Raw genomic sequence first — 26,331 nt, 5'->3', positions numbered from 1 at the left:
ATCCACGCCACGAAAAACGAAGGTGATCTTGTTCGTTTCGCGGACGCCCGCAGGTGGTATGCCAACCGATGTTGGGCGGATGGATGACGCGCGCGGAGGGAACTGCGGTTGAAGATCGCAATCGTGAGCGGCGACGACGTGGTCGGGGAGGACCCCGAGCAGTTGGGTGCCGCGCTGGCCACCCAGGGGCATGACGCGACTGTCTGCCTGCGGCAAAGCGGCCGACGGCATGCCAAGGCGCCCGCCGGCGGCTACCGCTGCGTGTCGGTTCCCGTTGGCCCGCGTGCGGCGGCCTCCGCCGTCGACGTGTTGCCCTATGTCGGCGACTGGGCGGCCAAACTCGAGCGCGTCTGGTCGAAGGAGCAGCCCGACGTGGTGCATGCGTACGGGTGGCTGGGCGGTTTGGCCGCCCAATTGGCCGCACGGCGCCGGCGTGTCCCGGTGGTGCAGACGTTCTTGGGCCTGGCCGCGACGTCGCGCACTCATGCGGTGGCGCCGGTGCACACGAGCGAACGCGAGCGCATCGAGCCGCTGTTGGCGCGCAGCGCCGCGTGGGCGACGGGCGAGAGCAGCGCGGAGGTCGACACGCTGGCTCAGCTGCGTCGCAGCCGGGCGCGGGTATCCGCCTTGACCTGCGGCGTGGACTCCGAACGTTACACCCCGACCGGTCCGGGAATCGCCCGCAGCGAGCTGCAACGCGTTCTGTGCGTGGCATCAAATCCGTTGCAGTACAACGGTTTCGATATCGCGATCAGTGCGCTGTACCGGGTCCCCGGCGCAGAGTTGGTCATCGCGGAGACCGAGGCGGCCGACACCGCACACGACGACGCGCGAGCCCAGCTGCAATATCTCGCCAAGGAATTCGGGGTCGCCGACCGCGTCCGTTTTGCCGGCACGATCGCCGGCAACGAATTGCCGATGTGGATCCGGTCCGCGGACGTGATGGTGTGTACGCCTCGCCAACCGCCGCGTCCCACGACGGCGTTACAGGCCATGGCCAGTGGCGTAGTGGTGGTCGCAGCGACGGTGGGCGCCCTGGCCGACGTCGTCCTCGACGACATCACCGGTGTCGTGCTACCACCGGAAAATCCCGTCGGCCTTGCGGCTGCGTTGAGAAGGCTTCTCGCTCAAAGTTTTCAGTGCGAAAGCATGGGCGCGGCCGGTCGCAGCCGCGCACAGTCACGCTTCGCGTGGCAGCGGATTGCGCTCGACGCCCTGAACATTTACCAAAGCGTGGGGGAGCCAGGCCGGGCGCCGACAGGTCTATCACCGACGGCGGCCCGGTGATGCAATGACGTGGGCTTCGACGATGTTTGATCTGAGCCGGCCATGACTACGGCAACGCGCGAAACCACCAGCAAGCGCTTTCGGGTTAGCAGTTCTGCCGTCGAGCCGGCTGAGCCGTCTCAGGCCGAACACTGCGCCGAGCGACTACACCCGGTCGCGGTGGAATACAAGCAGTTTCGCGGCATCGATGCGCAGGCGGCACGCCGGCTTTTCGCCGGCGCATACCGGCCGGGCTGGCGGCTCTCCGAGCTTACCGGCCACTGCGCGGTGTCGCACCGGCGCAGGGACACCGGGTCGATGACGGTGGACGAAGTGGCAATCCAGGGGCGCGTGACGCTCGAGATCCCGGCGGCCGACACCATCGTCGTCATACAGCCGCGCGCGGGATCGTTGAGCGTCGAGGGCGGCCACGCGGCGACCGCGGACTTCCCGATTCTGGTGGCGCACGGCATGTCGTGTGTACTGCACTGTAACGGTGCGCGTTTCGATGTCGTTGTCCTCGCGGCGGAGGTGCTGCACGCGGTCGCCGCCGAATGGCACACGACGCTGGCGCAACAGACCCAGTTCCTGAAGTGGCGTCCGCGGTCACGGGCCGCCGTGCGGGCCTGGCATCGAGCGCTTGACTATGTGCTGACGACGCTGGCCTCTGCCGACACCGCCCAGCAACCGATGATCGCCGCGGGCGTGGCCAACCTGCTCGCCGGCGCACTGCTCGAGTGCTATCCGTCCAACCTGACCGAGCAGGATCCGGCCGGCGACCTCCCGCTTCCCGAAACGCTCAAGGAGGCAGTGGCTTTCATTCACCGCCACACCACCGAGGACATCGGCATCAACGATGTCGCGGCCGCCGTGCACTTGACGCCTCGGGCGGTCCAGTACCTGTTCCGCCGCCAGCTCGACACCACACCGACTGAGTACATGCGTCGTGTCCGACTCCGCCTCGCTCATCAAGAGCTGATCGCCGCGACGACAGGTACCTCGACGGTCACCGAAATCGCCCAGCGGTGGGGATTCGCGCACACCGGGCGGTTCGCCGTGTTGTACCGCCAGACCTACGGGCAAAGCCCCCACGCCACGCTGCGGCAGCAGACCCTGGCGTGACGGTCGCGCCGTCAACCACGCAGCCGGTGCAGCAGTTGGTTCGCGGCATAGCGGCCACTGGCCACGGCGCCGGTTGCGGTGCCCGGATTGTCCACGCCGACGGCCTCGCCCGCCAGGTAGAGCCGGTCGCTGATCGGCTGCTGTAGCCGGCGCCGGTCGTCGGGCCCGGAGCCGGGCGGGTGAAACGAATAGGCGCCCAACGCATATGGATCGATGCTCCAGTTCGAGGTTCGGACGTCGGTCAGCGCCACATTGTCACCGAACAGGCGGCGGGCGATCGGCAGCGCGCCGGCCAGCAGATCCGTGGGCGGGCGCGACTCCACGAACCGGCCGCGGATGCCGCCGTTGAGGGCGACCGCGATCGGGCCCGCGTCGCTTCCCAGGGTGAACCATTGTGACCACAGGCCGTTTTCGGCGCCGAGGTGTTGGTAGAAGGCGTTGTCCACCTTCCAGGTTCGTTGATCGAAGCGGAAGAAGCTTTTGGACAGGACGCCGAATCCCAGCGCCTGGATCGCCTGGACGTGCCCGCCGGAAAGCGGTGGATCAAACGTGACCGCCCCGGATTTCAGCACGCCAAGGGGGACCGTGACGATCGCGGCCGATCCCCGGAACGGTCCGCGCTTGGTTCGCACGATGACGGCGTCGTCGCGTTCCACGATCGCGGTAACCGGCGTATCAAGTTCGATCGCGAGCCCGTCGGCGAGCAATCTCGGCAGGGCGTCATAGCCGTTCGTGATCACGTCCTGGTCGCCGCCGGCGTAGTCACTCTTGTCAAAGGTGGCCGCCGACAGCTGGTCCGCGTCGGCGCCGTACTCGTTCTCGACCTCGGTGGTGAGGTAGAAGGCCAGCCGGGCGCGATCGTAGGGGGAAAGCTTCGCGGCGGTGGCGGCGGCCCTGACGGCGTCGCCCAGGCTGCCGGCGCCGCGCTGACCGCGGGCCCGCTCCACGAATGTGCGCCAGGTGGCGCTGCTGTAATCCGCCGGCCCCAGTGCGGGATCGGCCACCAGCTCGGCCCACCCGTAATAATCGGTGGCGGCCAGCTGGGCCCCCGCGCGTCGGGCCAGCTCGGTGAGCGGGTTGTCCGTCGCACCGTGGATCCACGACGCGCCCAGCTCCAGCGGCACCCCCCAGCCGCGATCGGTGCACACCCTGCCACCGATCCGGTTGCGGGCCTCGATGACGCGCACCGGACGCCCGGCGTCGGCGAGGCTGCGCGCGGCGGACAATCCGGCCAGCCCGGCCCCGACGACCAGGACCGCGGGCCGCGCGCGCTCCGGCGCGCGCTCCGGCGCGCACGCGGTCGCCAGTCCGGCGCCGACCGCGCCGGTCGCCGCCGCGAGGAACGCCCGCCGCGACCACCGAGACACGGGGCTAAGCGTCTCATAAAAATGGTTTGCCGGATTTCCCAAAACCCCACCGAATACTGGGATAAAATCCTGTGATCCTTAGCTGCGGCGACGGGGCCGTGTTCGAGGGGGGAGCGTCGCATGAGTGCTCGACGAGCGACACGCGCAGGTGAACCGTTGCCCGAGCAGCTGCCGCCGAGTGAGACGGTGCCGGTCCGCGCGGCCGACGGCACCCGGCTGCACGCGGAGGTGTTCGGGCCTCCCGGCGGTTATCCGATCGTCCTGACGCACGGCATCACCTGCGCGATCCGCGCGTGGGCCTACCAGATCGCCGACCTGGCGTGCGACTACCGGGTGATCGCGTTCGATCATCGCGGGCACGGCCGGAGCGGCGTGCCGCGGTCCAAGGATTACAGCCTCAAACACCTTGCCTCCGACCTGGATTCGGTGCTGGATGCGACGCTGGCGCCGCATGAGCGGGCGGTGGTGGTCGGCCACTCGATGGGCGGCATCACCATCGCCGCGTGGTCCCAGCGCTACCGCCACAAGGTTCCCCGGCGCGCCGACGCCGTCGCGCTGATCAACACCACGACCGGTGACCTGATCCGCAACGTGCAACTGCTCGCGGTGCCGTACGGGTTGTGGCCGGCGCGCGTGCTCGCCGGGCGGGCCCTGATCGGCGCGTTCGGCGGGTTCCCCGTACCGGGTGCGGCCCGCATCCCGAGCCGTCATGTGGTCGCGATGCTGGCGACCGGACGCGACGCCGACCCGAGCATCGCCCGGCTCGTCTACGAGCTCTTCGAGAAGACGTCACCGGTGGGGCGGGCCGGATGCGCGCGGGCGTTGCTCGCGTCGGTGGGGTCCCGGTATCTCGACCTGAGCGGGCTGACGGTGCCGACGCTGGTCATCGGCAGCGAGCGCGACCGGCTGACGCCGATCAGCCAGGCCCGCAGGATCGCGCGTGACGCGCCCAATCTGATCGGGCTGGTGGAACTGCCCGGCGGGCACTGCTCAATGCTGGAGCACCCCCGCGAGGTGAGCCGCCAGCTGCGCGCACTGGCCGAAGCGGCGACCCACAACGCGGCGACCAGCCGGATCAGCTCATAGCAGCGCGGTGATCTCGGCGGCCGCGCGCTGGCCGGACCTGATGGCCCCATCGAGGAACCCGGTCCACTCGTCAGCGGTTTCGGTGCCGGCCCAGTGAATCGGCCCGACCGGTTCGCGCAGCCACCGCCCGAATCGCGTCCACGACCCCGGCGGCACCGCCGCGGTCGGACCGCCGGGCGCGAATTCCTCTGCGCCCCAACGGTGGTCGACATAGTCGAGGGGTTTGAGGGCGTCGTCGCCGAAAAGCGTTGCGAAGCAACGTAACACCTCGCGACGCCGCTGATCGCCGGGCAGCGAGTCGAACGCGCGGGCGTCGACGAAACCCATCAGGATGCCCGGGCCGTCCGGGTGCGGGCTGACGTCGAAAGTGATGAAAACGGGGCCCTGGTCCGACAGCGTCTGCCCAGAGAATCCGTTGGTGCGCCAAAACGGCGTGGAATAGGCCGCATACGCCTTGCTGAGCCGGCCCTGGGGCCAATGCCGGGCGAGTTGCCCGTACTCGGCGGGCAGCGGGGGAGTGAACTCGATGGCGGCGCGATGGGCGGGCGGGATTGCGACGATGACGAAGCCGGCCTCGGTTTCGCCGACGTCGGTCGTGACGGTGACGCCCGCACCGTGGCGTTCGATGCGCCGCACCGGTGCGCCCAGCACCACCCGCGTGTCCAGTTCGGCGGCCGCGGCCTCGGCGATCTGTTGCGTGCCACCGGGAAAGCGGTCCTGTTGGGCGCCGTCCTCGACGTCGAGCAGCCGGTCCAGGCCGCCGGCGGCGTGCGCGTAGCGGGCGGCGTGCAGCATCGACACGTCGTCGGGTTCACACCCCCAGGTCACGCGGGCCACGATCGCCAGCAGGTCGTGCGACGAGGCGGTCGCGCGCACCGAGCGCAGCCAGCCGCCGAGCGAAAGGTCGTCGAGTTCGCGCGCCCGGCGGGCATCCCACGGGGCCTCGAGCGGGATGCCGCGGGCGATCCTGTCGAATTGCCAGCGCAGCCGACCGATGTCGAGCAGGCCGGTGAGGGAAAGCTTGGGAATGGTGCCGCGATACGCGTGCGTCCAGCCCCGCCAGTGAATCAGGTTTTTGCCCTCGTGGTGCGTCGGAGTGGTTCCGACGTCGAGTTCGGCCGCCATCGCCAATACGGCGTCTTGGGTCGGCCCGACGAAGGTGCCGCCCAGATCGGCCGGCAATCCGGCGACGCTGCCCGTCAGCGAGCGCCCGCCGACCCGGTCGCGGCCCTCGAAGACCACCACGTCATGGCCCTGCTGGGTCAGCTCGCGCGCCGCGGCGAGTCCGGCAAAGCCTGCTCCGACGACGACGACGTCGACGATCCGCGGCGGCTTTGACACGCGCTCTAGTGAACAGCATTTCTGGGCTTTGCAGGGCAAAACTGTGAAGCCCGGACCGGTTACGGCGCGACCGTCAACCAGTCTTTGAATCCCGACGGGTCGTGGCGGCCCAGCGCGCCGTGCTCGTACAGGCCCCAGCCCTCCACCGGGGGTTTGTCGCCGTCGCGGCACACCGCCCGGCCCACATGGTCGATCACGCCGAAGCCCGCGCGCGCGACGATCGCCGGGTCGGTCATGTCGTAGGTCAGCCGTTCGGCGAATTTCTCGCCCTTCCACATGCCGTGTATCCAGTCGGAGTCGCCGCCGTAGCCGCCGCCGACGTGAATGGGGACCGGGAGCTTGGACTCCACGTCGAAGTGGACGTCGGTGCCGTCGGGGGAGGTGGCCTCGATCGTCGCCGCGGTGGGGATACGGGTGCCGGAGCGGTAGTGGATCTTGACCCGCGGCCAGCCCAGCTGCTCGACGCGGCCGTCGCGCCAGATCCGGGTGCAATCGTTGAGCGAGCGGAATCCGTTGGGCTCCTCCTGGATGATCAGCACGATCGCGAACTCGTCGAACGCCATCGGCACGTACAGCCACCACATGCCCTCGAAGGGCGGGTCGGCGGGCCGGCCCGCCGGCTCGGCCTCGCCGATCGGGCGAATGCCCCACGACCGGTCGCGGCTGCCCAGCCAGGTGTTGGGGTCGACGGTGATTTCCTCGCCGTCGATGACGATGTGCCCGCTCCAGCTGCCGAGCTGTGCGAAACGCTGGGCGTTCAGGGTGACCCGGTTGCCCGAACGCAGGATGTGCGGCTGTTCTTGGACGACGTCGAACAGCCCCTTCCAGGTGAGATCCGCTGCGATGCCCTCGGTTTCGTCGAGGACCAGCCGCAGATTGTGCAGCGGCTCGACGACCTCGATCCGGTAACCGTTGACGTGCTGGTTGAGCCGGTCCTGATCGATGGCGTCGGAAACATGGACGGCGGTCTGGGTATCCCCGCGCCGGATGAGCAGGAACGCGTCCTTGACCCCGAGGTTGGGGTAGTAGCCGATGCCGCTGATCACGAAGATGTTTCCGGTGCGATCGTGGGCGTTGAAGTAGGAGCGGTCGTAGAAGTTGCGGTCCGAGGAGCCCGGCCACGCGATCGGCTGGGGGATCTGATGTACCGGGAACTCGTCGAGCGGTCCGAGCATTACTGGTCCTCTCCGATAAGACCTTCGCCGATAAGATTTCGCATCAGCCCGGCGTGGTAGAACAACGATTCGACGTCGTCGGGCTTTTCGGTTTCGCCGAAGTGCACCCGCCGCGCGCCGGTGCGCATGAACACGCACGCCCACATCACGCCCGAGTACACGTAAAACCAGTGCAGGTCGCCGATTTCGACGCCGGTCAGGCGCGCATAGGTGGCGCGCACGTCGTCCTCGCGCATCACCTCCGGCAACCCCGGCAGCGCCGCCAGTCCGGCGAGTTCTTGAAAGACCATGTGCGCGAAGATCATCCACGCCACGTCGAGCTCACGCGGACCCAGCGTCACCATCTCCCAGTCCAGCACCGCCACCGGCGCGAAGTCTTGGTACAACACGTTGCCGACCCTTGCGTCGCCCCACAGCAGCACCGGTTCGGCGGCGGCCGCTTCAGCCGGCCAATTGGCTTCCAGCCAGTCGAAGGTGCGTTCCAGCAGCGGCGATCGCCCGATGTCGGGCACCGCGAAGTCATACCAGGATCGCACCCAGTTGAAGTGCTTGCGCAGCGCGGTGTCCCCGGTTTGTCCCTCGGTGAGGAAGCCAAATGTGCTCTGCGCGTCCGGAATTGAGTGCAACTGTGCCAGCACCCCGACGGTAGCGTCCTGCAGTGCGCGTTGCCGCCCGACGGGGGCGTCGGCGAACCAGTTGCCGCCGAACGTGTAGGGCATCACATCGGGCGGCACCACGCCGTCGACGTAGTCCATCACGAAGAAGGGTGTGCCAAGGACGTCACCGGTGTTTTCCAGCCAGCGCACCCGGGGGACCGGGACGTCGGTGAGTTCGCCGACCTTGCGGATGACGTCGAATTGGTGGTCGAGGCGGTAGGTCGGGAAGACCTGCACGTCCTCGGCGGTGGGCGCCACCCGCGTCACGAGCTTTTGCTCGATCGGCTGACCGTCCTGCTGCCAGCGGGTGCTCAAGATGATGGTCTCCGACGACATGCCCGTCGAGTCCACGCCGCTTTCCACGGTCACCTCGGGTTTTGCACCGTCGGGCAGTACGGTAGAAAGCCAGCGCGACATCACCGTCGGCAAGGTGGTGACGTCGCGGCTGGAGCGCTGCAACCGGTCGACGTTGTCGACTGCCGGTTCAGTGGCCACGGGGGTGCCTCCATTCGTTGAGACTTTTTCGCGGCAATTACGATACGGTAGGTAGCGTTATGAAAGCAGACCCGTCCGGGCTTGACAAGGCCCCCGGCGCCGGCCGCCCGCGCGATCCGCGTATCGATTCGGCCATCCTATCGGCGACCGCGGAACTGCTTGTCCAAACGGGCTATTCAAATATCAGCCTGGCCGCGGTCGCCGAGCGTGCCGGCACCACCAAATCGGCGCTGTACCGGCGGTGGTCGAGCAAGGCCGAACTGGTGCACGAGGCGGCCTTCCCGGTGGCCCCGACGGCGCTGGAGGCGCCGGCCGGGGACATCGCCGCCGATATGCGGATGATGATCGAGGCCACCCGCGACGTGTTCACCACCCCGGTGGTGCGGGCCGCGCTGCCCGGGCTGGTGGCCGACATGACGGCCGATCCCGCGCTGAATACGCGGGTGATGTCGCGATTCGCGGACTTGTTCACCGCCGTGCGGGTGCGGCTGCAAGAGGCGGTTGACCGCGGTGAGGCCCATCCCGATGTGGATCCGGACCGCTTGATCGAGTTGATTGGGGGAGCGACGATGCTGCGGATGCTGCTGCGCCCGGAAGAAGAACTCGACGACGCGTGGGTGGAGCAGACCACGGCCATCGTCGTGCACGGGGTGCGGCGATGACGGGCCGGCTGGCCGGGCGCGCCGCGATCGTCACCGGCGCCAGCCGCGGCCTGGGTCGCGCGATCGCGCTGGCGCTGGCGGCCGAGGGCGCCGCTGTGGCCGTGGGCGGGCGTACCGAAGAGGTCTGGGATGACCGGTTGCCGGGAACCATCGGCGAGACGGTCGCCGACATCGAGGCGGCGGGCGGACGCGCCGTCGCGGTGCGGGCCGATCTGACCGACCGCGACGAGATCGCCCGGTTGGTGGAATCCGCGCGAGAGGCCTTGGGCCCCATCGCGATTCTGGTCAACAACGCGGCCTTCACCGCGCACGGGCGCCCGCCGGCGCCCGGCGCCGAACCGCGCACCAAGTCCGCCAAACCGCCGGGCGGCGCCGCCAAGCCCGGCTGGCCGGGGTTTGTCAGCACGCCGTTGCACGCGTATCGCCGGCATTTCGACATCGCCGTGTTCGCGGCTTACGAGCTGATGCAGATGGTGTGCCCCGACATGATCGAGGCGGGCGGTGGATCGATCATCAACATCACCTCGGTCGCGTCGCGACTGCCGGGTGATGGCCCGTACGCCGACCGCAGCGGCGGTGTGCTGCCCGGGTACGGCGGCTCCAAGGCCGCGCTCGAGCATCTGACCCAATGCGCGGCATTCGATCTCACCGACCACAACATCGCGGTCAATGCGCTGTCGCCGTCCAAGCCGATCCTCACGCCCGGGCTTTCCTACTATGCCCGCAACTTCGACGACACCGCCTCGGCGGACGAATTCGCCTGCGCAGCAGTGGAATTGGCCCTCGTCGGCCCCGGCAAGGTCACCGGACGCACGATCGGTCACCTGCAGGTCCTCGACGGCAGCTTCCGGCCCTTCGCGCTGGAGTAGACCGGCAAGCTCACCGTGGCCGGACTGATGATGACGGCCGTGCGCACCGTCAATCGCCCACGGGCGGGTCAGGGTCGCCGCGCAGGAGCTCGTCGGGATGGTGTGCGTGATTGATGCCCGCCGGTCCGGTGCCGGCGGTCCAGGCGAGTCGCCCGTTGCCGGTGACCACAGTTCGCCACTCGCCGCGGCTCACCGCGCGGTGGTCGGATCCGCAGGCGAAAAACAGCTTGTCCGCGTCGGTCCGGCCTCCGTCCGCCCATTCGGGCGCATGGTGAACTTCGCAGTGATAACCGGGTTCGAGGCAGTTCGGCCGGGTACATCCGCGATCACGCGCATAGCAGACGATCCGCTGATCCGCGGTCGCGATACGTTTCTGGCGGCCCAGATACAACGGCGGGCCGGTGTGATCGTCGAACACGGCCAAATAGTGAATTACCTTGGCCGCCATGCGAAGCAGATCCGGCATCGGTAGTCGCGAACCGCCACCGGTCAGCGCCGGTGCGGGCATCGGAATCGACGAGTCGACCGCGGCGTGCGCGGCCTGGTCGATTTCGGCCAGCGTGGTGGTGACGATCACCGTGACGGGATGACCGCGGTGCACGCCGAGATCGCCGGAGCCGATGGCGGATTCGAGGCCGAGCTTGAGGGCGTCGTGGCAGCGCTGGGCGGGTGTGCGCTCATCGCGCGCCTCGGGATCGCAATCCCCGCCGTCGGGTTGATGGCGGCCGGGCCGTACGGCCGCTTCGATGGCTTCGAAGTAGGCGCGGGTCTCGGGATCGAGCAGACCGGACAGCCGCGACATCCCGTCCGGCCCCTGTGCGCCGAGGTGCAGCCCACGGCGGCGGGCCCGGTCGACGTCGCTGAACAGGCCGTCGGGATTGAGATAGTCGGCAATCCGCCGACCCAGTTTCGTGACGAGGGCGGCGTCCAGTTTGGCCGCGTGCTGCACCAGCCTGCGTTCGGAGTCTGCCGCATCGCTGGGGGAGACGCGGGAGGGCAACATGTCCACCGCGGCACACACGGCGCGGATGTGGTCCTCGCCGACCGTGCCCGCGGAGACCGCCGCCGCCAACGCGGGGAACTCGGGTTCCAGCGGTGGGCCGGTCAGGGAGCGTCGCGGACGGATACGGGCCGCGAGTTTGAAGCGGCGCGTGATTTCGTTGGGCGTGATACGAAGCCGCGTCCACAGCATGCCGCGCGCCGAGGGCAGCGAGGCGGGGCCATCCGGCGGGTCAGCGATTTCGCCGAAGATCCGGTACATCAACCCTCGGTTGGTGCGGTCCTGTGTCTCCAGGCGTTCGGCGACCTCGACACGGAAGGCGTTGCCGACCACATCCGACGGGGTCTGACGCAGCACGTCGTGGGCCGCGTCGATCGCGTCGAGCGCGGCGCCGATCTGCTCCTGCGCCTGTGTTGCGTTCGAGAAGGGACCCACGCCACCCACGGTATCGAAAGTATGTTCGATGCAGTTCGCGTTGAGCCCAATCTGTGGATGAACTGCCGACTGTGGATAAGTCGGGGCGCCAGTCCTGGCCCTAGGCCCGCCTGACGTGCAAGTATGAGCAAAGCCAGTGCCGCAACGGCGGCAGCCAACCGGTTTGAGTGGTGTGCCAATGCCTGGTATGGACAAGCCGACAGGGCGGGTCGTGGCCCTGATCGTTCTGCTACTCGTGGTCGCGGCCGCCCTGCGCGGGTATTTGCCGGCCCAGCATCCTGCGACTCGCAGCGAGTCGGGTGGCCGGGCGGCGACGGTGTTCGTCGTGACGATCCTGTCCGCGACGCTCGCGTTGGTGGCGATCGCGGTCGTCGCGCGATTGCGGGATCCACGTGCGCCCGCGCCCTCCGCCGGTGCACTCTCCGACATGCTGGGCACCGGTAGGGGCCGACCGAGCTGGCGCGTGTTGCTGATCGGGCTCGGGGTGATCGTCGCTTGGCTACTGATCGTGATGCTGCTGGCCCGCCTCCTGCTGCCGCACGGCGTCACGCCCGCCCCCGCACCGACCGAGACCGGGGCCCCGCCGCCGTCGCAAGCAGGCCAGCCGCCACCGCAGCAGCATCAGCACCGTCCGCGCGACGGCTCGCAGAACATGCTCGGCGTCCTGCTCGCCAGCGCGGCCGCGATGTTGTTGGTGGTCGTCGCCGGAACGGTCGCCACGGCGAGGCGGCGATGGCGTCCGGCGGCGCCCGGCATCGCCGACGAGCCGATCGAATCCCCGTCGGCCGCCGCGGGGTCGGAGTCACTGGCGCGGGCGGCGCAGCGCGGACTGGCCGCGATGGCGGACCTGCGCCGCGAACCGCGTGAGGCGATCATCGCCTGCTACGCCGCGATGGAACGCGAACTCGCGCAGGTGCCCGGCGCCGTCCCCCAGGACTTCGACACCCCGTCCGAGGTGCTGGCGCGTGCGGTCGAACACCATGCCCTGCATGGCGATAACGCCGCCCAATTGGTGAACCTGTTCACCGAGGCGCGGTTCAGCCCGCACGTGATGAACGAGGGCCACCGCGACGTGGCCGTGCGCGTGCTTCGATTGGTCCTCGACGAGCTGGGGATGCGGAGTGCCGCATGAAAAGGACTACGGCCCTGGGTGTTTGCCTCATCATCGGCATCGAACTGCTGGCGCTGGCGCAGCAGGACCACCACCTCGTGTTGGCGGCCTCCGGTATCGGGCTGGCCGTGGTGCTGCTCGGCCTGCGACGCGCCCTGGGGCGGGGGCCGGAGCCCGACGCACAGCCGGACGCCGATGATCTCGGGGATTCGTTGCGCCGCTGGCTTTCCACCACCGAGGCGACGATTCGCAGGTCGGAGGCCACCCGGGCCGACTGGGATCGGCATCTGCGCCCGATGCTGGCCCGCCGCTACGAAATCGCCACCGGCCAAAAGCAAGCCAAAGACCCCGAGGCATTTCACGCAACCGGTCGGATGCTCTTCGGTGTCGAACTGTGGGAGTGGGTGAATCCCAACAACGTCATCCGCGGCGGTGATCGCCACCCGGGGCCGGGCCGGGCGGCGCTGGAAGAGATCCTGCGAAAGTTGGAGCAGGTATGACAGGGGGCGAGATCCGGACATGACGCTGCCGGTGGCAACCACGACCGCACACTGCGAGGCCATTCTCGACGAAATAGAACGCGTGGTGGTGGGGAAACGCTCCGCGCTCAAGCTGATCCTCACCGCGGTTCTTGCGCGCGGCCACATCCTCATCGAGGATCTGCCGGGCCTCGGCAAGACGCTGATCGCGAGGTCCTTTGCGGCCGCGCTGGGCCTGCAATTCACCCGGGTGCAGTTCACGCCCGATCTGCTGCCGGCGGACCTGCTCGGGTCGACGATCTACGACATGCAGTCGGGCCGCTTCGCGTTCCGGCCCGGGCCCATCTTCACCAACCTGTTGCTCGCCGACGAGATCAATCGCACACCGCCGAAAACCCAGGCGGCTTTGCTGGAGGCGATGGCCGAAGGCCAGGTCAGCATCGACGGCGAAACACACCAACTATCAAGGCCTTTCGTCGTGCTGGCCACCGACAACCCGATCGAGTACGAAGGCACGTACCCGCTGCCGGAGGCGCAGCTCGATCGGTTCGCGATCCGGCTGGAACTGCGGTATCTCACCGAACGGGACGAAACCTCCATGTTGCGCCGCCGCCTCGAACGCGGTTCCGCCGAGCCGACGGTCAATCAGGTCGTGGACTCGCACGACCTGCTGGCGATGCGGGAGTCGGTCGAGCAGGTGACCGTGCACGAAGACGTCCTGCATTACGTGGTGTCGCTGGCGAACGCGACGCGACACCATCCGCAGGTCGCGGTCGGCGCCAGCCCCCGCGCCGAACTCGATCTGGTCCAGCTCGCCCGCGCCCGGGCGCTGCTGCTCGGCCGCGATTACGTGATTCCCGAGGACGTCAAGGCGCTGGCCACCGCGGCGGTCGCGCACCGCATCACCTTGCGACCGGAGATGTGGGTGCGAAAGATCCAGGGCGCCGACGTCATCGGCGAGCTGCTGCACCGGCTGCCGGTACCGCGCACCGGGACGGGCCCCGCGGAGGCCGGGTGAGTCCGGCGTGACGCGGAGCCATGGGGTCGAGTTCGGCTGGCGTGCATCGGAGCTGACGCGGGCGATCGCCACGTGCGCCGGGTTTGCGATGGCCGCCGCCGTGATCGGCGCCCGGTGGCAGCTGATCGCGTTCGCGGCGCCGCTGCTCGGCGTCCTGTGCTCGATCAGCTGGCAGCGTCCGGTGCCGGCGATCCGCGTGCACGGCGACCCCGACGCGCAGCGATGCTTCGAGGGCGAACAGGCGCGGCTGCGGGTGTGGATCACCGGCGAAGAACAAGGGTCGTCGGCCGTGCGGCTGACGGTCCCGGACGTCGCGGGGCTGGATCTCGAGATCCCCCATACTGATTCGGACCACGGGCAAACCGTGGCGGCGACCGCGCAACGCTGGGGGCGGTATCGGATCGCGGCGCGCGTCGACGTGATGGCCCGCGGCGGGCTGCTCACCGGCACGGCGCTCGTCGACGCCGCCGAGGTCATCGTGTTTCCGCTGACGCCACCGCAGCCGACGCCCATCCCGCAGACCGAGTTGCTCGACCGGCTGGGGTCCCACCTGACCCGGCACATCGGCCCCGGCGTGGAATACGCCGACATCCGTCCCTACGTGCCCGGAGACCAACTGCGCGCGGTGAATTGGCCGGTGAGCGCGCGTCGCGGTCAGCTACATGTCACGGAGCGGTTGACCGATCGTGCGGCCGACGTGATCGTGCTGATCGACGGGTACCGGCAGCCGGCGGGTCCGGCGACCGAGGCTACCGAACGAGTCGTTCGGGGAGCGGCACAGGTGGTGCAAACCGCGTTGCGGCACGGCGATCGGGCCGGGATCGTCGCGCTCGGCGGCAGCAGTCCGCGCTGGCTCGGTGCCGACATCGGGCAGCGCCAGTTCTACCGGGTGCTCGACACCGTGCTCGGCGCCGGCGACGGATTCGAACGCACCACGGGCACGTTGGCGCCGCGGGCGGCGGTCCCGGCCGGGGCGATCGTCATCGCGTTCTCCACGTTGCTCGACACCGAATTCGCGCTCGCCCTCATCGATCTGCGCAAACGGGGACATGTGGTGCTGGCCGTCGACATTCTCGACAGTTCGCCGTTCGAAGACGAGCAGGATCCCCTGGTCGATCGGATGTGGGCGCTGCAGCGCTCCGCGATGTATCGCGACATGGCCACCATCGGTGTGGACATCGTGTCGTGGCCCGGCGACAGCGGTCTCGAGCTGTCGATGGGCGTACTGCCCGATCGTCGCCGCCGGGTGCGTGGGAGGCTTCGTGGATAGCGGTGGCACAGGCGCACTGTCGCGGGTGGGGGCGCCCGCGTTCGCGACCGGGTTCGGTGTGCTCATGGTCGGGCTGGCCGCCGCAGGCTCGCCACGATCCGCCATCGTGGCGTGGGTGGCGGCCCTGATGGCGGTGGGGGCGGGCACCGCATTCCGCCCCGCCGCAACGGTTGCCGTGCTGTTGACGATCCCGACCGTCATGCTGTCCGATCCGCCGCTGGTGTTCGTCGCCCTCTCCGGGTTGTGCGCGGCCGGCTACCTGGTGTGCCGCCACGCGGTCGGCGGCGCCGCCCCGGTGGTGCTGGGTAGCTGGCCGACAGCCGTTGCCGCCGTGGGGTTTACGTTTGCCGGGTTGGTCGCGACGTCCTTTCCGTTGCAGCTGCCGTGGTTGCCGCTGGCGGCCCCGCTGGGGGCGCTGGTGATCTACCTGTTGGCGATCCGGCCGTTCCTGGGCTGACCGCCGCGCGGCCGCATGGTGCTCGGATCAGTGCAGCAGGTGTGCGGCCTGATCGGCCAGGTCGAGCAGTGGCTGCGGGAAGATACCCAGCACCACGGTGACCGCGGCGCAGATCGCAATCGCGACCTTGCTCAGGATGCCCGGAACCACCACGTGCGGGGTGTCCTCGGTTGCCGCGGTGAAGAACATCGACACGATCACCCGCACGTAGAAGTAGGCGGCGACCCCGCTGGCGACCACACCGACGATCACCAGAGGCACGGCACCCCCCTGGGCGGCGGCCTTGAACACGGCGAGTTTACTGACGAACCCACTGGTCAGGGGGATACCGGCGAAGGCCAACAGGAACATCGAAAACATCACACCCACAATGGGTGAGCGCTGTCCGAGCCCCGCCCAGTGCGACAGTGCGGCGTCCTCGACCCCGTCGCTGTCGCGGATCAGGCCCACGATGGCGAACGCCCCCACCGTGCTGAAGCTGTAGGCCAGCAGATAGAACAACGTGGAGGAAAGCCCGGTGTGGTTGTCGGCGATGACGCCGGTGAGGATGAATCCGACGTGAGCGACCGACGAGTAGGCCAGCATCCTTTTGACGTCGGTCTGGTTCACCGCGGTGATGGTGCCCACGACCATGGTCAGGATCGAAATGGTCCACAGCATCGGGCGCCACTGATCGTGCAGCGGCGGCAGCGCGACGTAGATCACCCGAAGTAGCGCACCGAAAGCCGCGACCTTGGTGGCCGCCGCCATGAACCCGGTGATGGGGGTGGGGGCGCCCTGATACACGTCGGGAATCCACGAGTGGAACGGAACGGCGCCGACCTTGAACAGCAGACCCACCGACAGCAGCGCGACACCGACCAGCGCCAGCGAGCTGTCGCCGCGCGCGGTCAGCGCATCCCGGACGCCGGTGAGCAGCAGCGTGCCCGTCGCGCCATACAGCAGCGCCACACCGTAGAGGAAGAACGCCGACGAAAACGCGCCCAGCAGAAAGTACTTCATGGCCGCTTCCTGCGACAGCAGGCGGCGATGGCGGGCCAGGCCGCACATCAGGTACAGCGGCAACGACAGCACTTCCAGGGCGACGAACATGGTCAGCAGGTCGTTGGACGCCGGGAAGACCATCATGCCGCCGACCGACAGCATCGCCAGTGGGAACAGCTCCGTCTGCGCGGCCCCGGCCCGCTCGGCGTCCCGCTCGGCGTCGCTGTCGGGCACCGAGGATGCCTGCGGGGTAAACGAGTCCAGGCCGCCCGAGCCGCCGGCGCCGGCCCCCACCGAAACCTTGCTTTCCGTTTTGGTTTGGGTGCGTTCGGCCATGAAGATGACCGCCATCACCGCGACCAGCAGCACGGTGCCTTGCAGGTAGAGCGTCGGACGGTCGATGGCCATGGCGCCCAGCACCGCGGCCCGCCCGGAGCTGGCGATCGAGCGGCTCACGGCGATGACGGCGACGAACGCCGCGATCAAACCGCCCAGGGCAAGCGTCACTTGGCCGCTGTAGCGCATCCGCCTGGGCAGGAACGCTTCCGCGAGGACACCCACTACGGCGATGCCGAACACGATGAGGGTCGGTGACAGCAGGAAGTACTGGATGCTGGGAGTGGGGAGGGTCATCGCGGTCCTTCAGCGGTCCGGGCTGCTTCGGCCGGCCTGGAATTTGCTACCGGCACAGTCGGTTTGGGATCGTGCTGGCCGATGGTGGTCATGGTGTTCTCGACGGCGGGATTGATGATGTCGAGCACGGGCTTGGGGTAGATCCCGAGCCCGAGCAGCAGCGCGATCAGCGGTGCGACGACGATCAGTTCGCGCGCCTTGAGGTCGCCGATCTTCTCGTTGCCGCTGGCGACCGGCCCCGTCATCACGCGCTGGTAGAGCCACAACATGTAGACGGAGGACAGCACCAGCGCGGTGACGCCGAACCCGGCGGCCAGCCAATACCGGTTGAAAGTTCCCAGCAGGACCAGGAATTCGCTGATGAACGGGGCCAGGCCGGGCAGTGACAGGGTGGCCATGGCCGAGACCAGGAAGGTGCCCGCCAAGATGGGTGCCACCTTCTGTACGCCGCCGTAGTCGGCGATTGCCCGGCTGCCGTGCCGCGATATCAGGAACCCGGCGATCAGGAACACCGCCGCCGTGGACAGCCCGTGGTTGAGCATGTAGAGCGTCGACCCGCTCTGGCCCTGGCTGGTCATCACGAAGATGCCCAGGATGATGAACCCGAAGTGCGAGATCGAGGTGTAGGCGATCAGGCGCATGATGTCGGTCTGGCCGATGGCGACGACCGCCCCGTAGACCACCCCGATGACCGCCAGCACGACGATCGCCGGACGGAAATACGTTGAGGCGTCGGGGAACAGCTGCAGGCAGTAGCGCAACATGCCGAAGGTGCCGACCTTGTCCATCACCGCCATCATCAGCACCGCGGTCGCAGGGGTGGCCTCGACCGCGGCGTCGGGAAGCCAGCGGTGGAACGGCCACAGCGGGGCCTTGATCGCGAACGCGAACATGAAGCCCAAAAACAGCGCCTTGAACACTGCGGAGTCCGCGCCGTAGCGGCCGGAGGCGACGCCGGCGACGATCTCACGGAAGTCGAACGTGCCCGGCCCGTGCTGCGCGGTCACCACGTACACCCCGATCACCGCGGCCAGCATGATCAGCCCGCCGAACAGGTTGTACAGCAAGAACTTCACGGCCGCGCGCGACCTGCCGGACCCCCCGCCGAAGCCGCCGATCAGGAAGTACATCGGAATGAGCATGGCTTCGAAGAACACGTAGAACAGCAGCACGTCCAGCGCGATCACCGAGATCAGCACCATCGACTCGATGGCCAGCGTCAGGGCGATGTAGGCGTGCACACTGCGTGACGACTGCAAGCCCGGCGAAGCCGGGTGCAGCAGGTCGTCACCATCGCCGCGGGTGCGCTCGCCACCGTCGTTCCAGCCGGCCACCTGCAGCACCGGGATCAGCACCGCGGTCAGCAGCACCAGCACCACCGCGATGCCGTCCACACCCAGGGTGTACCCGGCCCCGAAAGCCGGGATCCATTCGTGCTTTTCGACGAATTGGTAAGTGTCGCCCCCGGTCTTGAACCCGAGGGTGACGACAACCGCGACCGCCAGGGTCAGGACGCCGAAGACCAGGCCGGTCCACTTGGCGAGCTGTCGCAGCCCGGGCGGCATCAGGATGATCAGCACCGCGCCTGCCAGTGGGAGAAGCCACAGCACGCTGAGCCACGGAACCGAATTCAGCGAGTTCACCACAGTTTCACCGCCAGGATCAGCGCGACCACCAGCACCGCGCCCGTCAGCATCGACAATGCGTAGTTGCGGGCGAAGCCGGTTTGCAGCCCCCGCAGCCGATTTGACGCGCGGCTCACCAGCGCCGCCAGCGCGTTGACCGAGCCGTCGACGCCCGCGTTGTCGACTTCGACAAGCGCGTGGGTCAGTTGCGCACCAGGGCGCATGAACACCTCCTCGTTGAAGGCATCGCCGTAGAAGTCCTTGCGTACGGCCGTCGTCAGGGGCGAGACCGACAGCGGAGCCACCCGGGGGATGGGGGCGGTGGCGTAAAGCCGGTAGGCCACCGCGATCCCGATGACGACGACTCCCAGGGCCAGGGCGGTGCTGACCCAGGCCGGCAACGCGTGGGTCACTTCCTCGTGTTTCCCGACGACCGGTTCGAGCCAGCGTGCGAAGGTGCCACCGACCGCCAGCAAGCCACCGGAGAACACCGAGCCGACGGCCAGCAGGATCATGGGCCACGTCATCAGGCCGGGCGCCTCGTGCGGGTGGGCGCCCGGGGCCCAGCGCTTCTTACCGAAGAAGGTCATCAGCATCACGCGCGTCATGTAGAAGGCGGTGACGCCGGCTCCCAGCAGCGCCGCCCCGCCCAGCACGTAACCGCGGATGCCCCCGGCGGCCATCGCCGCCTCGATGATGGCGTCCTTGGAGAAGTAACCCGCGAACGGCGGGACGCCGATGATCGCCAGGTATCCCAGGCCGAACGTGGCGAACGTGATCGGCAACGCCGCGCGCAGGCCGCCGTAGCGGCGCATGTCCTGCTCTTCGTCCATCGCGTGAATCACGGCGCCGGATCCCAGGAACAACCCGGCCTTGAAGAAACCATGGGTGAGCAGATGCATGATCGCGAAGGCGTAGCCGGCCGGACCCAGGCCGGCGGCCAGCACCATGTAGCCGATCTGGCTCATCGTCGATGCCGCCAGCGCCCGCTTGATGTCGTCCTTGGCGCAGCCGATGAAGGCTCCGAGCAGCAACGTGACCGCCCCCACGATGACCACGGCCAGTTGCGCGTCGGGCGACAGGTTGTACAGCGGGTTGGATCGCACGATCAGATACACCCCGGCCGTCACCATGGTGGCGGCGTGGATCAACGCGGACACCGGGGTGGGGCCCTCCATGGCGTCGCCCAGCCAGGCCTGCAGGGGCACCTGTGCGGACTTCGCGCAGGCGCCCAGCAGCAACAGCAACCCCATGGCGGTCAGCGCGCCCCGATTCGCCCCGGGTGCGCCGGCGAACACGCCCGCATAGGACAGCGTGCCGAAAGTGCTGAACATCAAGAACATTGCCAGCGCCAACCCGGCGTCACCGACCCGGTTCATCACGAAAGCCTTCTTGGCGGCCGTTGCTGCCGTCGGCTTGTGGTACCAGAACCCGATCAGCAGGTAAGACGCCAGGCCCACGCCTTCCCAGCCGAGGTAGAGCACCACGAAGTTGTCGGCGACCACGAGCAGCATCATCGCGGCGAGGAACAGGTTGAGATAGCCGAAAAACCTTCGGCGGCCCGGGTCTTCGGCCATGTAGGCCACCGAATAGATGTGGATCAGGGCCCCGACCCCAGAGATCAGCAGCGCGAAACACACCGACAACTGGTCGATCTGCATCCCCACGTCGACCTGGAGTTGGCCGACCGGGATCCAGCTGAACACCCTCTGGTGGATGACGCGGTCGTCGGCGGCGCGGCCGAGCAACTCGCTCAGCAGGCCCAGGCCCAGGCCGAATGCGGCCAGGGCGGTGGCGCAGCCCAGCCAATGCCCCCACCGGTCGGTGCGCCGCCCGCCGAACAGCAGGATCGTGGCACCCGCCAACGGCAGCGCGACCAGCAGCCAGGTGTAGTGAGTCATGTGGGCGTCTTCAGCCTTTGAGTAGATTCGCGTCGTCGACGGACGCCGATTTGCGGGCACGGAAAATGGTCATGATGATGGCCAGGCCGATGACCACTTCACAGGCGGCCACCACCATCGTGAAGAACGCGATCATCTGCCCGTCCAGGTGGCCGTGCATCCGCGCGAACGTGACGAACGCGAGGTTGACGGCGTTGAGCATCAGCTCGACGCACATGAACATCACGATGGCGTTGCGGCGCAACAACACACCGGCGGCCCCGATGGTGAACAGCAGCGCCGAAAGATACAGGTAATTACCGGGATTCACGATGCACCGCCTTTGATCGCCTCGGGGGACGGGGTCTTCTCGCCGTCGGCGCCGCGGCTCTGCAGCGTCGGCGACACCGACAGCTTCGAGTACGAGCCGTCCGGCAGCAGCGCGGCGACGTCGACGGCGTTGTGGCGGGCGTAGACACCGGGGCCGGGCAGCGGGGTGGCGTACCCGCCGGGCTGGAATCGTTCCTGGGAGAGCTCGCGTTGCGTCTTGCGGCGCTCGAAACGCTCGCGGTGCGCCAGCACCATGGCCCCGACCGCCGCGGTGATCAGCAGGGCGCTGGTGAGCTCGAACGCCCACAGGTAGCGCGAAAAGATCAGCGCCGCCAGCCCTTCCACATTGCCGGCGGCGTTCGCGGTGGTCAGCCCGGCGAAACCGCCGGTGGCCACGTTGCCGATGGTGGCGATGAGCAGGATGCCGAACCCGACACCGGCGGCCACCGCGGCGACCCGCTGACCCCGCAGCGTCTCTCGCAGCGATTCCGCGGAGTCCACGCCGATGAGCATCAGCACGAACAGGAACAGCATCATCACCGCGCCGGTGTAGACCACGACCTGGACGACGCCCAAAAACAACGCGTCCTGGATCATGTAGAACACCGCCAGGATGATCATCGTCATCGCCAGGAACATCGCCGAGTACACGGCGTTGACCGCCACGACCACCCCGAGCGCACCGATCACGGCCAGCGCGCCCAGCACCCAGAACGTCACCGCTTCGCCCGTGGAGGTTCGAACGATGGTGTCGTGGGCGAAACTGGAGGCCACATTGGAGGCCGAAGCGAAGGCGTGGCCTGCGAAACCAGTCACCGGGAGTCTCCGGTCTGCCGGGTTTCTCGCAACCCGTCCGCGGTCACGTTCCCCTGGTAGTAGTCCTTGTCGGTGGCGCCGGCGGCCCTGGGGTGCGGCGGCGCGAGCATGTCTTGCAGCAGCGGGGCCAGCAGCTGGTCCTTCTCGTAGATCAGGTCGGCGCGGTTGTCGTCGGCCATCTCGTAGTCGTTGGTCATCGTCAGCGCCCGGGTCGGGCAGGCCTCGATGCACAGGCCGCAGCCGATGCAGCGCAGATAGTTGATCTGATACACCCGGCCATAGCGCTCCCCGGGTGAATACCTGAGTTCCTCGGTGTTGTCGGCACCCTCGACGTAGATCGCGTCGGCCGGGCATGCCCAGGCACACAGTTCGCACCCGATGCATTTCTCCAGGCCGTCCGGGTAACGGTTCAGCTGATGGCGGCCGTGATAGCGCGGCATGATCGGGCCCGGCTTTTCCGGATACCCCTCAGTGACGCGCTTTTTGAACATCGATCCGAACGTCACGCCGAATCCGGCCACGGCATCCAAGAATTTAGCCACGTGCTTTCTCCTTGCTCGCCGCCTCCAGGGACTTCTGTTCCTTCGCCGGCAGCGGCGGTGTCGGGAATACCGGTGTGGAGCGTGGTAGGGCCGGGAGTTTTTTCGCCTCGCGCCGCAGCTGGCGCTCGAGCGCGCGAATGCCTGGCGCGCTGAACGGTTTTCGCAGCGACAACAGCAGCGCCGTCGCGAACACGATGCTGCAGACCACCAGTATCGGGGTCCAATGCGCGTACCCCTGGTTACGCAGCGTGCGGATCACCGCCGCGATCAGCACCCAGACCAGCGACGCCGGAATCAACAGCTTCCAACCCAGCCCCATGAACTGGTCGTAGCGCAGCCGGGGCAACGAGGCCCGCAGCCAGAAGTAGATGAACAAGAAGGTCCACATCTTGGCGGTGAACCAGAGCACCGGCCACCAACCGGTGTTGGCGCCCGCCCACATGTTCAGCGGGAACGGTGCGTGCCAGCCACCGAAGAACAAGACGGTGGCGAGCGAGGACACCGTCATCATGTTGACGTACTCGGCGAGCATGAACATCGCGAACTTCAGCGACGAATACTCGGTGTGGAATCCCGCGACCAGCTCGCCCTCGGCCTCGGGCAGATCGAATGGCGCCCGGTTGGTTTCGCCGACCATCGAGATCAGATAGATCACGAACGACGGCAGCAACAGGAACACGTACCAGAGCCGGTCCTGCGCGGCGACGATCTGTGACGTCGACATGGAGCCTGCGTAGAGGAACACCGCCGCGAACGACAGCCCCATCGCCACCTCGTAGGAGATGACCTGCGCGGTGGAGCGCACCCCGCCCAGCAGCGGGTAGGTGGATCCGGATGCCCAACCGCCCAGGACGATTCCGTACACCCCGATGGCCGACAACCCCAGAATGAACAGCACGGCGACCGGGAGGTCGGTCAGCTGCAGCGGTGTGCGGTGGCCGAACACCGACACCACGGGGCCGAACGGGATGAAAGCGAAGGCGGTGAACGCCGGGATGGTGGAGATGACCGGCGCCGCGAAATAGACGAACTTGTCGACGCCGCCCGGGGTGATGGTTTCCTTGAGCGCCAACTTGATTCCGTCGGCCAGGCTCTGCAGGACGCCCCAGGGCCCGACCCGGTTGGGGCCGGGCCGCCGCTGCATCCAGCCGAGGATCTTGCGTTCGAGGAGGATCGCGACCAGCACGTTGAGCATGAGGAACACGAAGATCGCCAGCGCCTTGCCGAGCACCAGCCACCAGGTGTCGTGCCCGAATGCGGTCAAGCCGGTCATTCGCCCACCCCGATTTCCACTGTGCTGCCCAGCGTTACGCCGAGTTGGCGGTGCACCGCCGAGGCGGATGAGTTCAGCGGGAGCCACACGACCCTGTCGGGCATGTCGGTGACGGCCAGCGGCAGGCTGATGGATCCGCGTGACGTGCTGACCGTGACCGCCTCGCCGTCGGCGGCCCCGATTTCGGCGGCCGTGTCGGCGGACAGGCGCGCCACGGATTTGCGCGCGGTCCCCGCCAGATGTGGCTCACCATCTTGCATTCGGCCGTTGTCCAGCAACATCCGCCAGCCGGCCAGCACCGCTTGTCCTTTTTCGGGCCCGTTGCCGGGGTTGGGCGGCTCCGGGGCCGCGACGTCCGGGTTGGCGGCACGCTTGCCATCCCAGTGCCGTAGTGCGGCCATTTCTTCGCGGGCTGTGTCGACGGTGGACATCCCCAGATAAACGCCCATCTCGTCGGCCAGCGCGTCGAGCACCTGGTGGTCGGATAGGCCGGCTTGCTGGGCACTGCCGTGCAACGCGGCCTCGAACGGCCGAAAGCGGCCTTCCCAGTTGACGAACACGCCGGCCTTCTGTGTCGTCGACACGACCGGGAACACCACGTCGGCCCGTTCGGTGACGGCGCTGTGCCGCATCTCCAGGCTGACGACGAAGCCGGCGCCGTCCAGGGCCGCCAGCACCGCTTCCGGATCGGCGAAGTCGTCGGGCTCGACTCCGCCCACCAGGAGTGCGTCCAGCGTGCCGTCGGTGGCGGCGGTCAGGATGCCGTCGACGTCACGCCCACTGCCGGAAGGCAATTCGGACACGTTCCATGCCTTGGCCACCTGAGCCCGGGCGGTCTCGTCGTCCACCGGTCGGCCACCGGGCAGCAAGTTGGGCAGCGCACCGGCCTCCAGCGCGCCCCGCTCACCGGCCCGCCGAGGCACCCAGGCCAGGCGAGCGCCGGTGGTATCGGCGAGCCGGGCCGCGGCGGACAACCCCCCCGGCACCGTGGCCAGACGCTCGCCGACCATGATGACCGCGCCCGGGGTGGACAGCAGGTCGCCCACCTCGCCGGTGGCCAACCCGTCCAGCGCGGACGCTTCGGCGCCGGGAACCGTCTTGATCAGCCGGCCGGACATCTTGTCCAGCGCCCGGGTCGCGAACGGCGCCACGGCGTAGACGGGCAATCCGTGCTTGCGGGCCGCCTTGCGCAGCCGCAGGAACACGATGGGCGACTCGTCCTCGGGCTCGAACCCGACCAGCACGACCACGGGGGCGGATTCCAGGTCGGCGTAGCTGACGCTAATCGGTCTGCCGGCGATACGGGCCGCCAAAAAGTCGGCCTCCTCGGCCGAACTAGGGCGGGCTCGAAAGTCGATGTCGTTGCTGTCCAAGACGATTCGTGCAAACTTGGAATAGGCGTAGGCGTCCTCCAAGGTCGCCCGGCCGCCGACCAGCGCCCCCGCGCGCCCGCGCGCGGCTTCCAGGCCCCGCGTCGCGACGGCGATCGCGTGTGGCCACGAGGCCGGTTGCAGCGAGCCGTCGGCATCGCGGACCAGCGGACTGGTGATCACGTCGGGCCGGGTGGCGTAATTGAACGCCCAGCGGCCCTTGTCGCAGTTCCACTCCTCGTTGACTTCCGGGTCGTCGCCGGCCAGCCGGCGCATCACCTTGCCGCGGCGGTGGTCGGTGCGCTGCGCGCACCCGGAGGCGCAGTGTTCACAGACGCTCGGGCTCGAGACCAGGTCGAAGGGACGCGCCCGGAACCGGTAGGCGGTACCGGTCAGCGCGCCCACCGGGCAGATCTGCACCGTGTTGCCCGAAAAGTAGGAGTTGAACGGTTCGTTGGCATAGATTCCGATCTGCTGCTGCGCACCGCGCTCCTGCACGTCGATGAAATTGTCGCCGGCTATCTGTTCCGAGAACCGGGTGCAGCGCACGCACGAGATGCACCGCTCTCGATCCAGCAGCACCTGCGACGAGATGTTGATCGGCTTGGCGAATTGCCGCTTGTTGTCGTGGAATCGGCTCTCGGGCCGGCCGTTGGACATCGCCTGGTTCTGCAGCGGGCACTCGCCGCCCTTGTCGCACATCGGGCAGTCCAGCGGATGGTTGATCAAGAGCAGTTCCATCACCATGTGCTGCGCCTTGTCGGCAACCTCCGACGTCAGTTGGGTGCGCACCACCATGTCGTCGGTGGCCACGACGGTGCACGACGTCATCGGCTTGCGTTGGCCTTCGACCTCGACCAGGCACTGTCGGCACGCGCCCACCGGGTCCAACAACGGGTGTTCGCAGAACCGCGGGATCTGGATGCCCATCAATTCGGCGGCCCGGATCACCAGAGTTCCCTTGGGAACGCTGATTTCGACATCGTCGATGGTCAGCGTGACCATGTCCGGAGGACGCACCTCGTCGTCGGTTTCGGTTTTGGCCGAACTAGTCATGAGCGCCGCTCCT

23 protein-coding genes are annotated in these 26,331 nt (G+C 68.1%); 10 read left to right on the top strand and 13 right to left on the bottom strand.

The genetic code is table 11. The annotated features are described in order from the left end of the window. Positions 1-108: 108 nt before the first annotated feature. Together A5775_RS02915 and A5775_RS02910 are read left to right on the top strand one after the other, a co-directional pair. Positions 109-1,287 carry a glycosyltransferase gene (locus A5775_RS02915; RefSeq protein ID WP_067247134.1) on the top strand — a complete coding sequence of 393 codons (1,179 nt, stop codon included), beginning with the start codon at positions 109-111 and terminating at the stop codon, positions 1,285-1,287. 42 nt (positions 1,288-1,329) lie between these two features. Then, positions 1,330-2,388: an AraC family transcriptional regulator gene (locus A5775_RS02910; protein WP_067247132.1), complete on the top strand. Its 1,059-nt coding sequence runs from the start codon at positions 1,330-1,332 to the stop codon at positions 2,386-2,388. 11 nt (positions 2,389-2,399) lie between these two features. Here the strand turns inward: A5775_RS02910 and A5775_RS02905 are convergent, their stop codons facing one another. After that, the gene (locus A5775_RS02905; protein ID WP_067247128.1) at positions 2,400-3,755 is read right to left on the bottom strand and encodes an NAD(P)/FAD-dependent oxidoreductase; all 1,356 of its coding nucleotides are present in this window, start codon (positions 3,753-3,755) and stop codon (positions 2,400-2,402) included. Positions 3,756-3,875: 120 nt separating this feature from the next. On the opposite strand from A5775_RS02905, the gene A5775_RS02900 reads away from it, so the two are divergent. Then, on the top strand, positions 3,876-4,841 hold the full coding sequence (locus A5775_RS02900; RefSeq protein ID WP_067247124.1) for an alpha/beta fold hydrolase: 966 nt from the start codon (positions 3,876-3,878) through the stop codon (positions 4,839-4,841). Here the strand turns inward: A5775_RS02900 and A5775_RS02895 are convergent. From A5775_RS02895 to A5775_RS02885, 3 genes are read right to left on the bottom strand one after another with little or no spacing between them, the layout of a single operon-like run. Continuing rightward, positions 4,836-6,182 (bottom strand): flavin monoamine oxidase family protein, encoded by a 1,347-nt coding sequence (locus A5775_RS02895; protein WP_067247120.1) that lies wholly within the window; start codon positions 6,180-6,182, stop codon positions 4,836-4,838. The two genes, A5775_RS02900 and A5775_RS02895, sit on opposite strands and share 6 nt — an antisense overlap. A 59-nt stretch (positions 6,183-6,241) precedes the next feature. Next, entirely contained in the window at positions 6,242-7,357 is a 1,116-nt protein-coding gene (locus A5775_RS02890; RefSeq protein ID WP_067247116.1) for a hypothetical protein, read from the bottom strand. Continuing rightward, positions 7,357-8,508, bottom strand: a complete 1,152-nt coding sequence (locus A5775_RS02885) for a phosphotransferase family protein (protein WP_067247113.1) — start codon at positions 8,506-8,508, stop codon at positions 7,357-7,359. Before A5775_RS02885 ends, A5775_RS02890 begins: the two co-directional genes overlap by 1 nt. 59 nt (positions 8,509-8,567) lie before the next feature. On the opposite strand from A5775_RS02885, the gene A5775_RS02880 reads away from it, so the two are divergent. Both A5775_RS02880 and A5775_RS02875 read left to right on the top strand, forming a co-directional pair. Continuing rightward, positions 8,568-9,170, top strand: coding sequence for a TetR/AcrR family transcriptional regulator (locus tag A5775_RS02880; RefSeq protein ID WP_067247110.1), 603 nt, complete (start codon positions 8,568-8,570; stop codon positions 9,168-9,170). Then, a complete protein-coding gene (locus A5775_RS02875; RefSeq protein WP_067247107.1) occupies positions 9,167-10,039 on the top strand; it encodes an SDR family NAD(P)-dependent oxidoreductase in 873 nt (290 codons plus the stop codon). The genes A5775_RS02880 and A5775_RS02875 overlap by 4 nt, the downstream gene beginning before the upstream one ends. Before the next feature lie 49 nt (positions 10,040-10,088). Here the strand turns inward: A5775_RS02875 and A5775_RS02870 are convergent, their stop codons facing one another. Next, positions 10,089-11,474 carry an HNH endonuclease signature motif containing protein gene (locus A5775_RS02870; RefSeq protein WP_067247103.1) on the bottom strand — a complete coding sequence of 462 codons (1,386 nt, stop codon included), beginning with the start codon at positions 11,472-11,474 and terminating at the stop codon, positions 10,089-10,091. A gap of 187 nt (positions 11,475-11,661) precedes the next feature. Here A5775_RS02870 and A5775_RS02865 point away from each other — a divergent pair, with 187 nt between their 5' ends. The 5 genes from A5775_RS02865 (at position 11,662) to A5775_RS02845 (ending at position 15,809) form a co-directional block, all read left to right on the top strand. Beyond that, a complete protein-coding gene (locus tag A5775_RS02865) occupies positions 11,662-12,606 on the top strand; it encodes a DUF4129 domain-containing protein (protein ID WP_067247096.1) in 945 nt (314 codons plus the stop codon). Continuing rightward, positions 12,603-13,085 carry a hypothetical protein gene (locus A5775_RS02860; RefSeq protein WP_067247094.1) on the top strand — a complete coding sequence of 161 codons (483 nt, stop codon included), beginning with the start codon at positions 12,603-12,605 and terminating at the stop codon, positions 13,083-13,085. Before A5775_RS02865 ends, A5775_RS02860 begins: the two co-directional genes overlap by 4 nt. A 19-nt stretch (positions 13,086-13,104) precedes the next feature. Next, positions 13,105-14,082, top strand: a complete 978-nt coding sequence (locus A5775_RS02855; protein ID WP_067247091.1) for a MoxR family ATPase — start codon at positions 13,105-13,107, stop codon at positions 14,080-14,082. Between the two features lie 88 nt (positions 14,083-14,170). Next, positions 14,171-15,352 (top strand): DUF58 domain-containing protein, encoded by a 1,182-nt coding sequence (locus A5775_RS02850; RefSeq protein WP_369827764.1) that lies wholly within the window; start codon positions 14,171-14,173, stop codon positions 15,350-15,352. Next, complete coding sequence (locus tag A5775_RS02845) at positions 15,345-15,809, top strand: hypothetical protein (protein ID WP_067247084.1); 465 nt, start codon at positions 15,345-15,347, stop codon at positions 15,807-15,809. The genes A5775_RS02850 and A5775_RS02845 overlap by 8 nt, the downstream gene beginning before the upstream one ends. Positions 15,810-15,836: 27 nt before the next feature. On the opposite strand, the gene nuoN is transcribed toward A5775_RS02845, so the two are convergent. Genes nuoN through A5775_RS02805 form a run of 8 tightly spaced genes read right to left on the bottom strand, consistent with a single transcriptional unit; the run spans position 15,837 to position 26,318 of the window. Then, entirely contained in the window at positions 15,837-17,426 is a 1,590-nt protein-coding gene (gene nuoN / locus A5775_RS02840) for an NADH-quinone oxidoreductase subunit NuoN (protein ID WP_067247083.1), read from the bottom strand. Next, positions 17,423-19,060 (bottom strand): NADH-quinone oxidoreductase subunit M, encoded by a 1,638-nt coding sequence (locus A5775_RS02835; RefSeq protein ID WP_067247257.1) that lies wholly within the window; start codon positions 19,058-19,060, stop codon positions 17,423-17,425. The genes nuoN and A5775_RS02835 overlap by 4 nt, the downstream gene beginning before the upstream one ends. 5 nt (positions 19,061-19,065) lie before the next feature. Beyond that, complete coding sequence (gene nuoL, locus A5775_RS02830; RefSeq protein ID WP_067247080.1) at positions 19,066-20,952, bottom strand: NADH-quinone oxidoreductase subunit L; 1,887 nt, start codon at positions 20,950-20,952, stop codon at positions 19,066-19,068. Between the two features lie 10 nt (positions 20,953-20,962). Further along, the gene (nuoK, locus tag A5775_RS02825; protein ID WP_067247076.1) at positions 20,963-21,262 is read right to left on the bottom strand and encodes an NADH-quinone oxidoreductase subunit NuoK; all 300 of its coding nucleotides are present in this window, start codon (positions 21,260-21,262) and stop codon (positions 20,963-20,965) included. Continuing rightward, positions 21,259-22,035 carry an NADH-quinone oxidoreductase subunit J gene (locus tag A5775_RS02820; RefSeq protein WP_156660549.1) on the bottom strand — a complete coding sequence of 259 codons (777 nt, stop codon included), beginning with the start codon at positions 22,033-22,035 and terminating at the stop codon, positions 21,259-21,261. Before A5775_RS02820 ends, nuoK begins: the two co-directional genes overlap by 4 nt. 38 nt (positions 22,036-22,073) lie before the next feature. After that, entirely contained in the window at positions 22,074-22,619 is a 546-nt protein-coding gene (nuoI, locus tag A5775_RS02815) for an NADH-quinone oxidoreductase subunit NuoI (RefSeq protein ID WP_067247070.1), read from the bottom strand. Then, entirely contained in the window at positions 22,612-23,883 is a 1,272-nt protein-coding gene (gene nuoH / locus A5775_RS02810) for an NADH-quinone oxidoreductase subunit NuoH (protein WP_067247261.1), read from the bottom strand. The genes nuoI and nuoH overlap by 8 nt, the downstream gene beginning before the upstream one ends. Positions 23,884-23,888: 5 nt before the next feature. After that, complete coding sequence (locus tag A5775_RS02805) at positions 23,889-26,318, bottom strand: NADH-quinone oxidoreductase subunit G (protein ID WP_067247067.1); 2,430 nt, start codon at positions 26,316-26,318, stop codon at positions 23,889-23,891. Positions 26,319-26,331 lie beyond the last annotated feature (13 nt).

Source organism: Mycobacterium sp. 852002-10029_SCH5224772, assembly GCF_001667315.1.
Taxonomy (GTDB): domain Bacteria; phylum Actinomycetota; class Actinomycetes; order Mycobacteriales; family Mycobacteriaceae; genus Mycobacterium.
Note: the sequence above shows the minus strand (reverse complement) of the source record. Positions and strands in the feature narration are given on the sequence as shown.

Bases quoted from the DNA above. Each gene is read 5' to 3' on its own strand.
- A5775_RS02890 (WP_067247116.1), bottom strand. From the start codon at position 7,357: ATGCTCGGACCGCTCGACGAGTTCCCGGTACATCAGATCCCCCAGCCG.
- A5775_RS02910 (WP_067247132.1), top strand. From the start codon at position 1,330: ATGACTACGGCAACGCGCGAAACCACCAGCAAGCGCTTTCGGGTTAGC.
- A5775_RS02860 (WP_067247094.1), top strand. From the start codon at position 12,603: ATGAAAAGGACTACGGCCCTGGGTGTTTGCCTCATCATCGGCATCGAA.
- A5775_RS02850 (WP_369827764.1), top strand. From the start codon at position 14,171: ATGGCCGCCGCCGTGATCGGCGCCCGGTGGCAGCTGATCGCGTTCGCG.
- nuoL (WP_067247080.1), bottom strand. From the start codon at position 20,952: ATGACTCACTACACCTGGCTGCTGGTCGCGCTGCCGTTGGCGGGTGCC.
- A5775_RS02855 (WP_067247091.1), top strand. From the start codon at position 13,105: ATGACGCTGCCGGTGGCAACCACGACCGCACACTGCGAGGCCATTCTC.
- A5775_RS02900 (WP_067247124.1), top strand. From the start codon at position 3,876: ATGAGTGCTCGACGAGCGACACGCGCAGGTGAACCGTTGCCCGAGCAG.
- nuoN (WP_067247083.1), bottom strand. From the start codon at position 17,426: ATGACCCTCCCCACTCCCAGCATCCAGTACTTCCTGCTGTCACCGACC.
- A5775_RS02875 (WP_067247107.1), top strand. From the start codon at position 9,167: ATGACGGGCCGGCTGGCCGGGCGCGCCGCGATCGTCACCGGCGCCAGC.
- A5775_RS02880 (WP_067247110.1), top strand. From the start codon at position 8,568: ATGAAAGCAGACCCGTCCGGGCTTGACAAGGCCCCCGGCGCCGGCCGC.
- A5775_RS02805 (WP_067247067.1), bottom strand. From the start codon at position 26,318: ATGACTAGTTCGGCCAAAACCGAAACCGACGACGAGGTGCGTCCTCCG.
- A5775_RS02865 (WP_067247096.1), top strand. From the start codon at position 11,662: ATGGACAAGCCGACAGGGCGGGTCGTGGCCCTGATCGTTCTGCTACTC.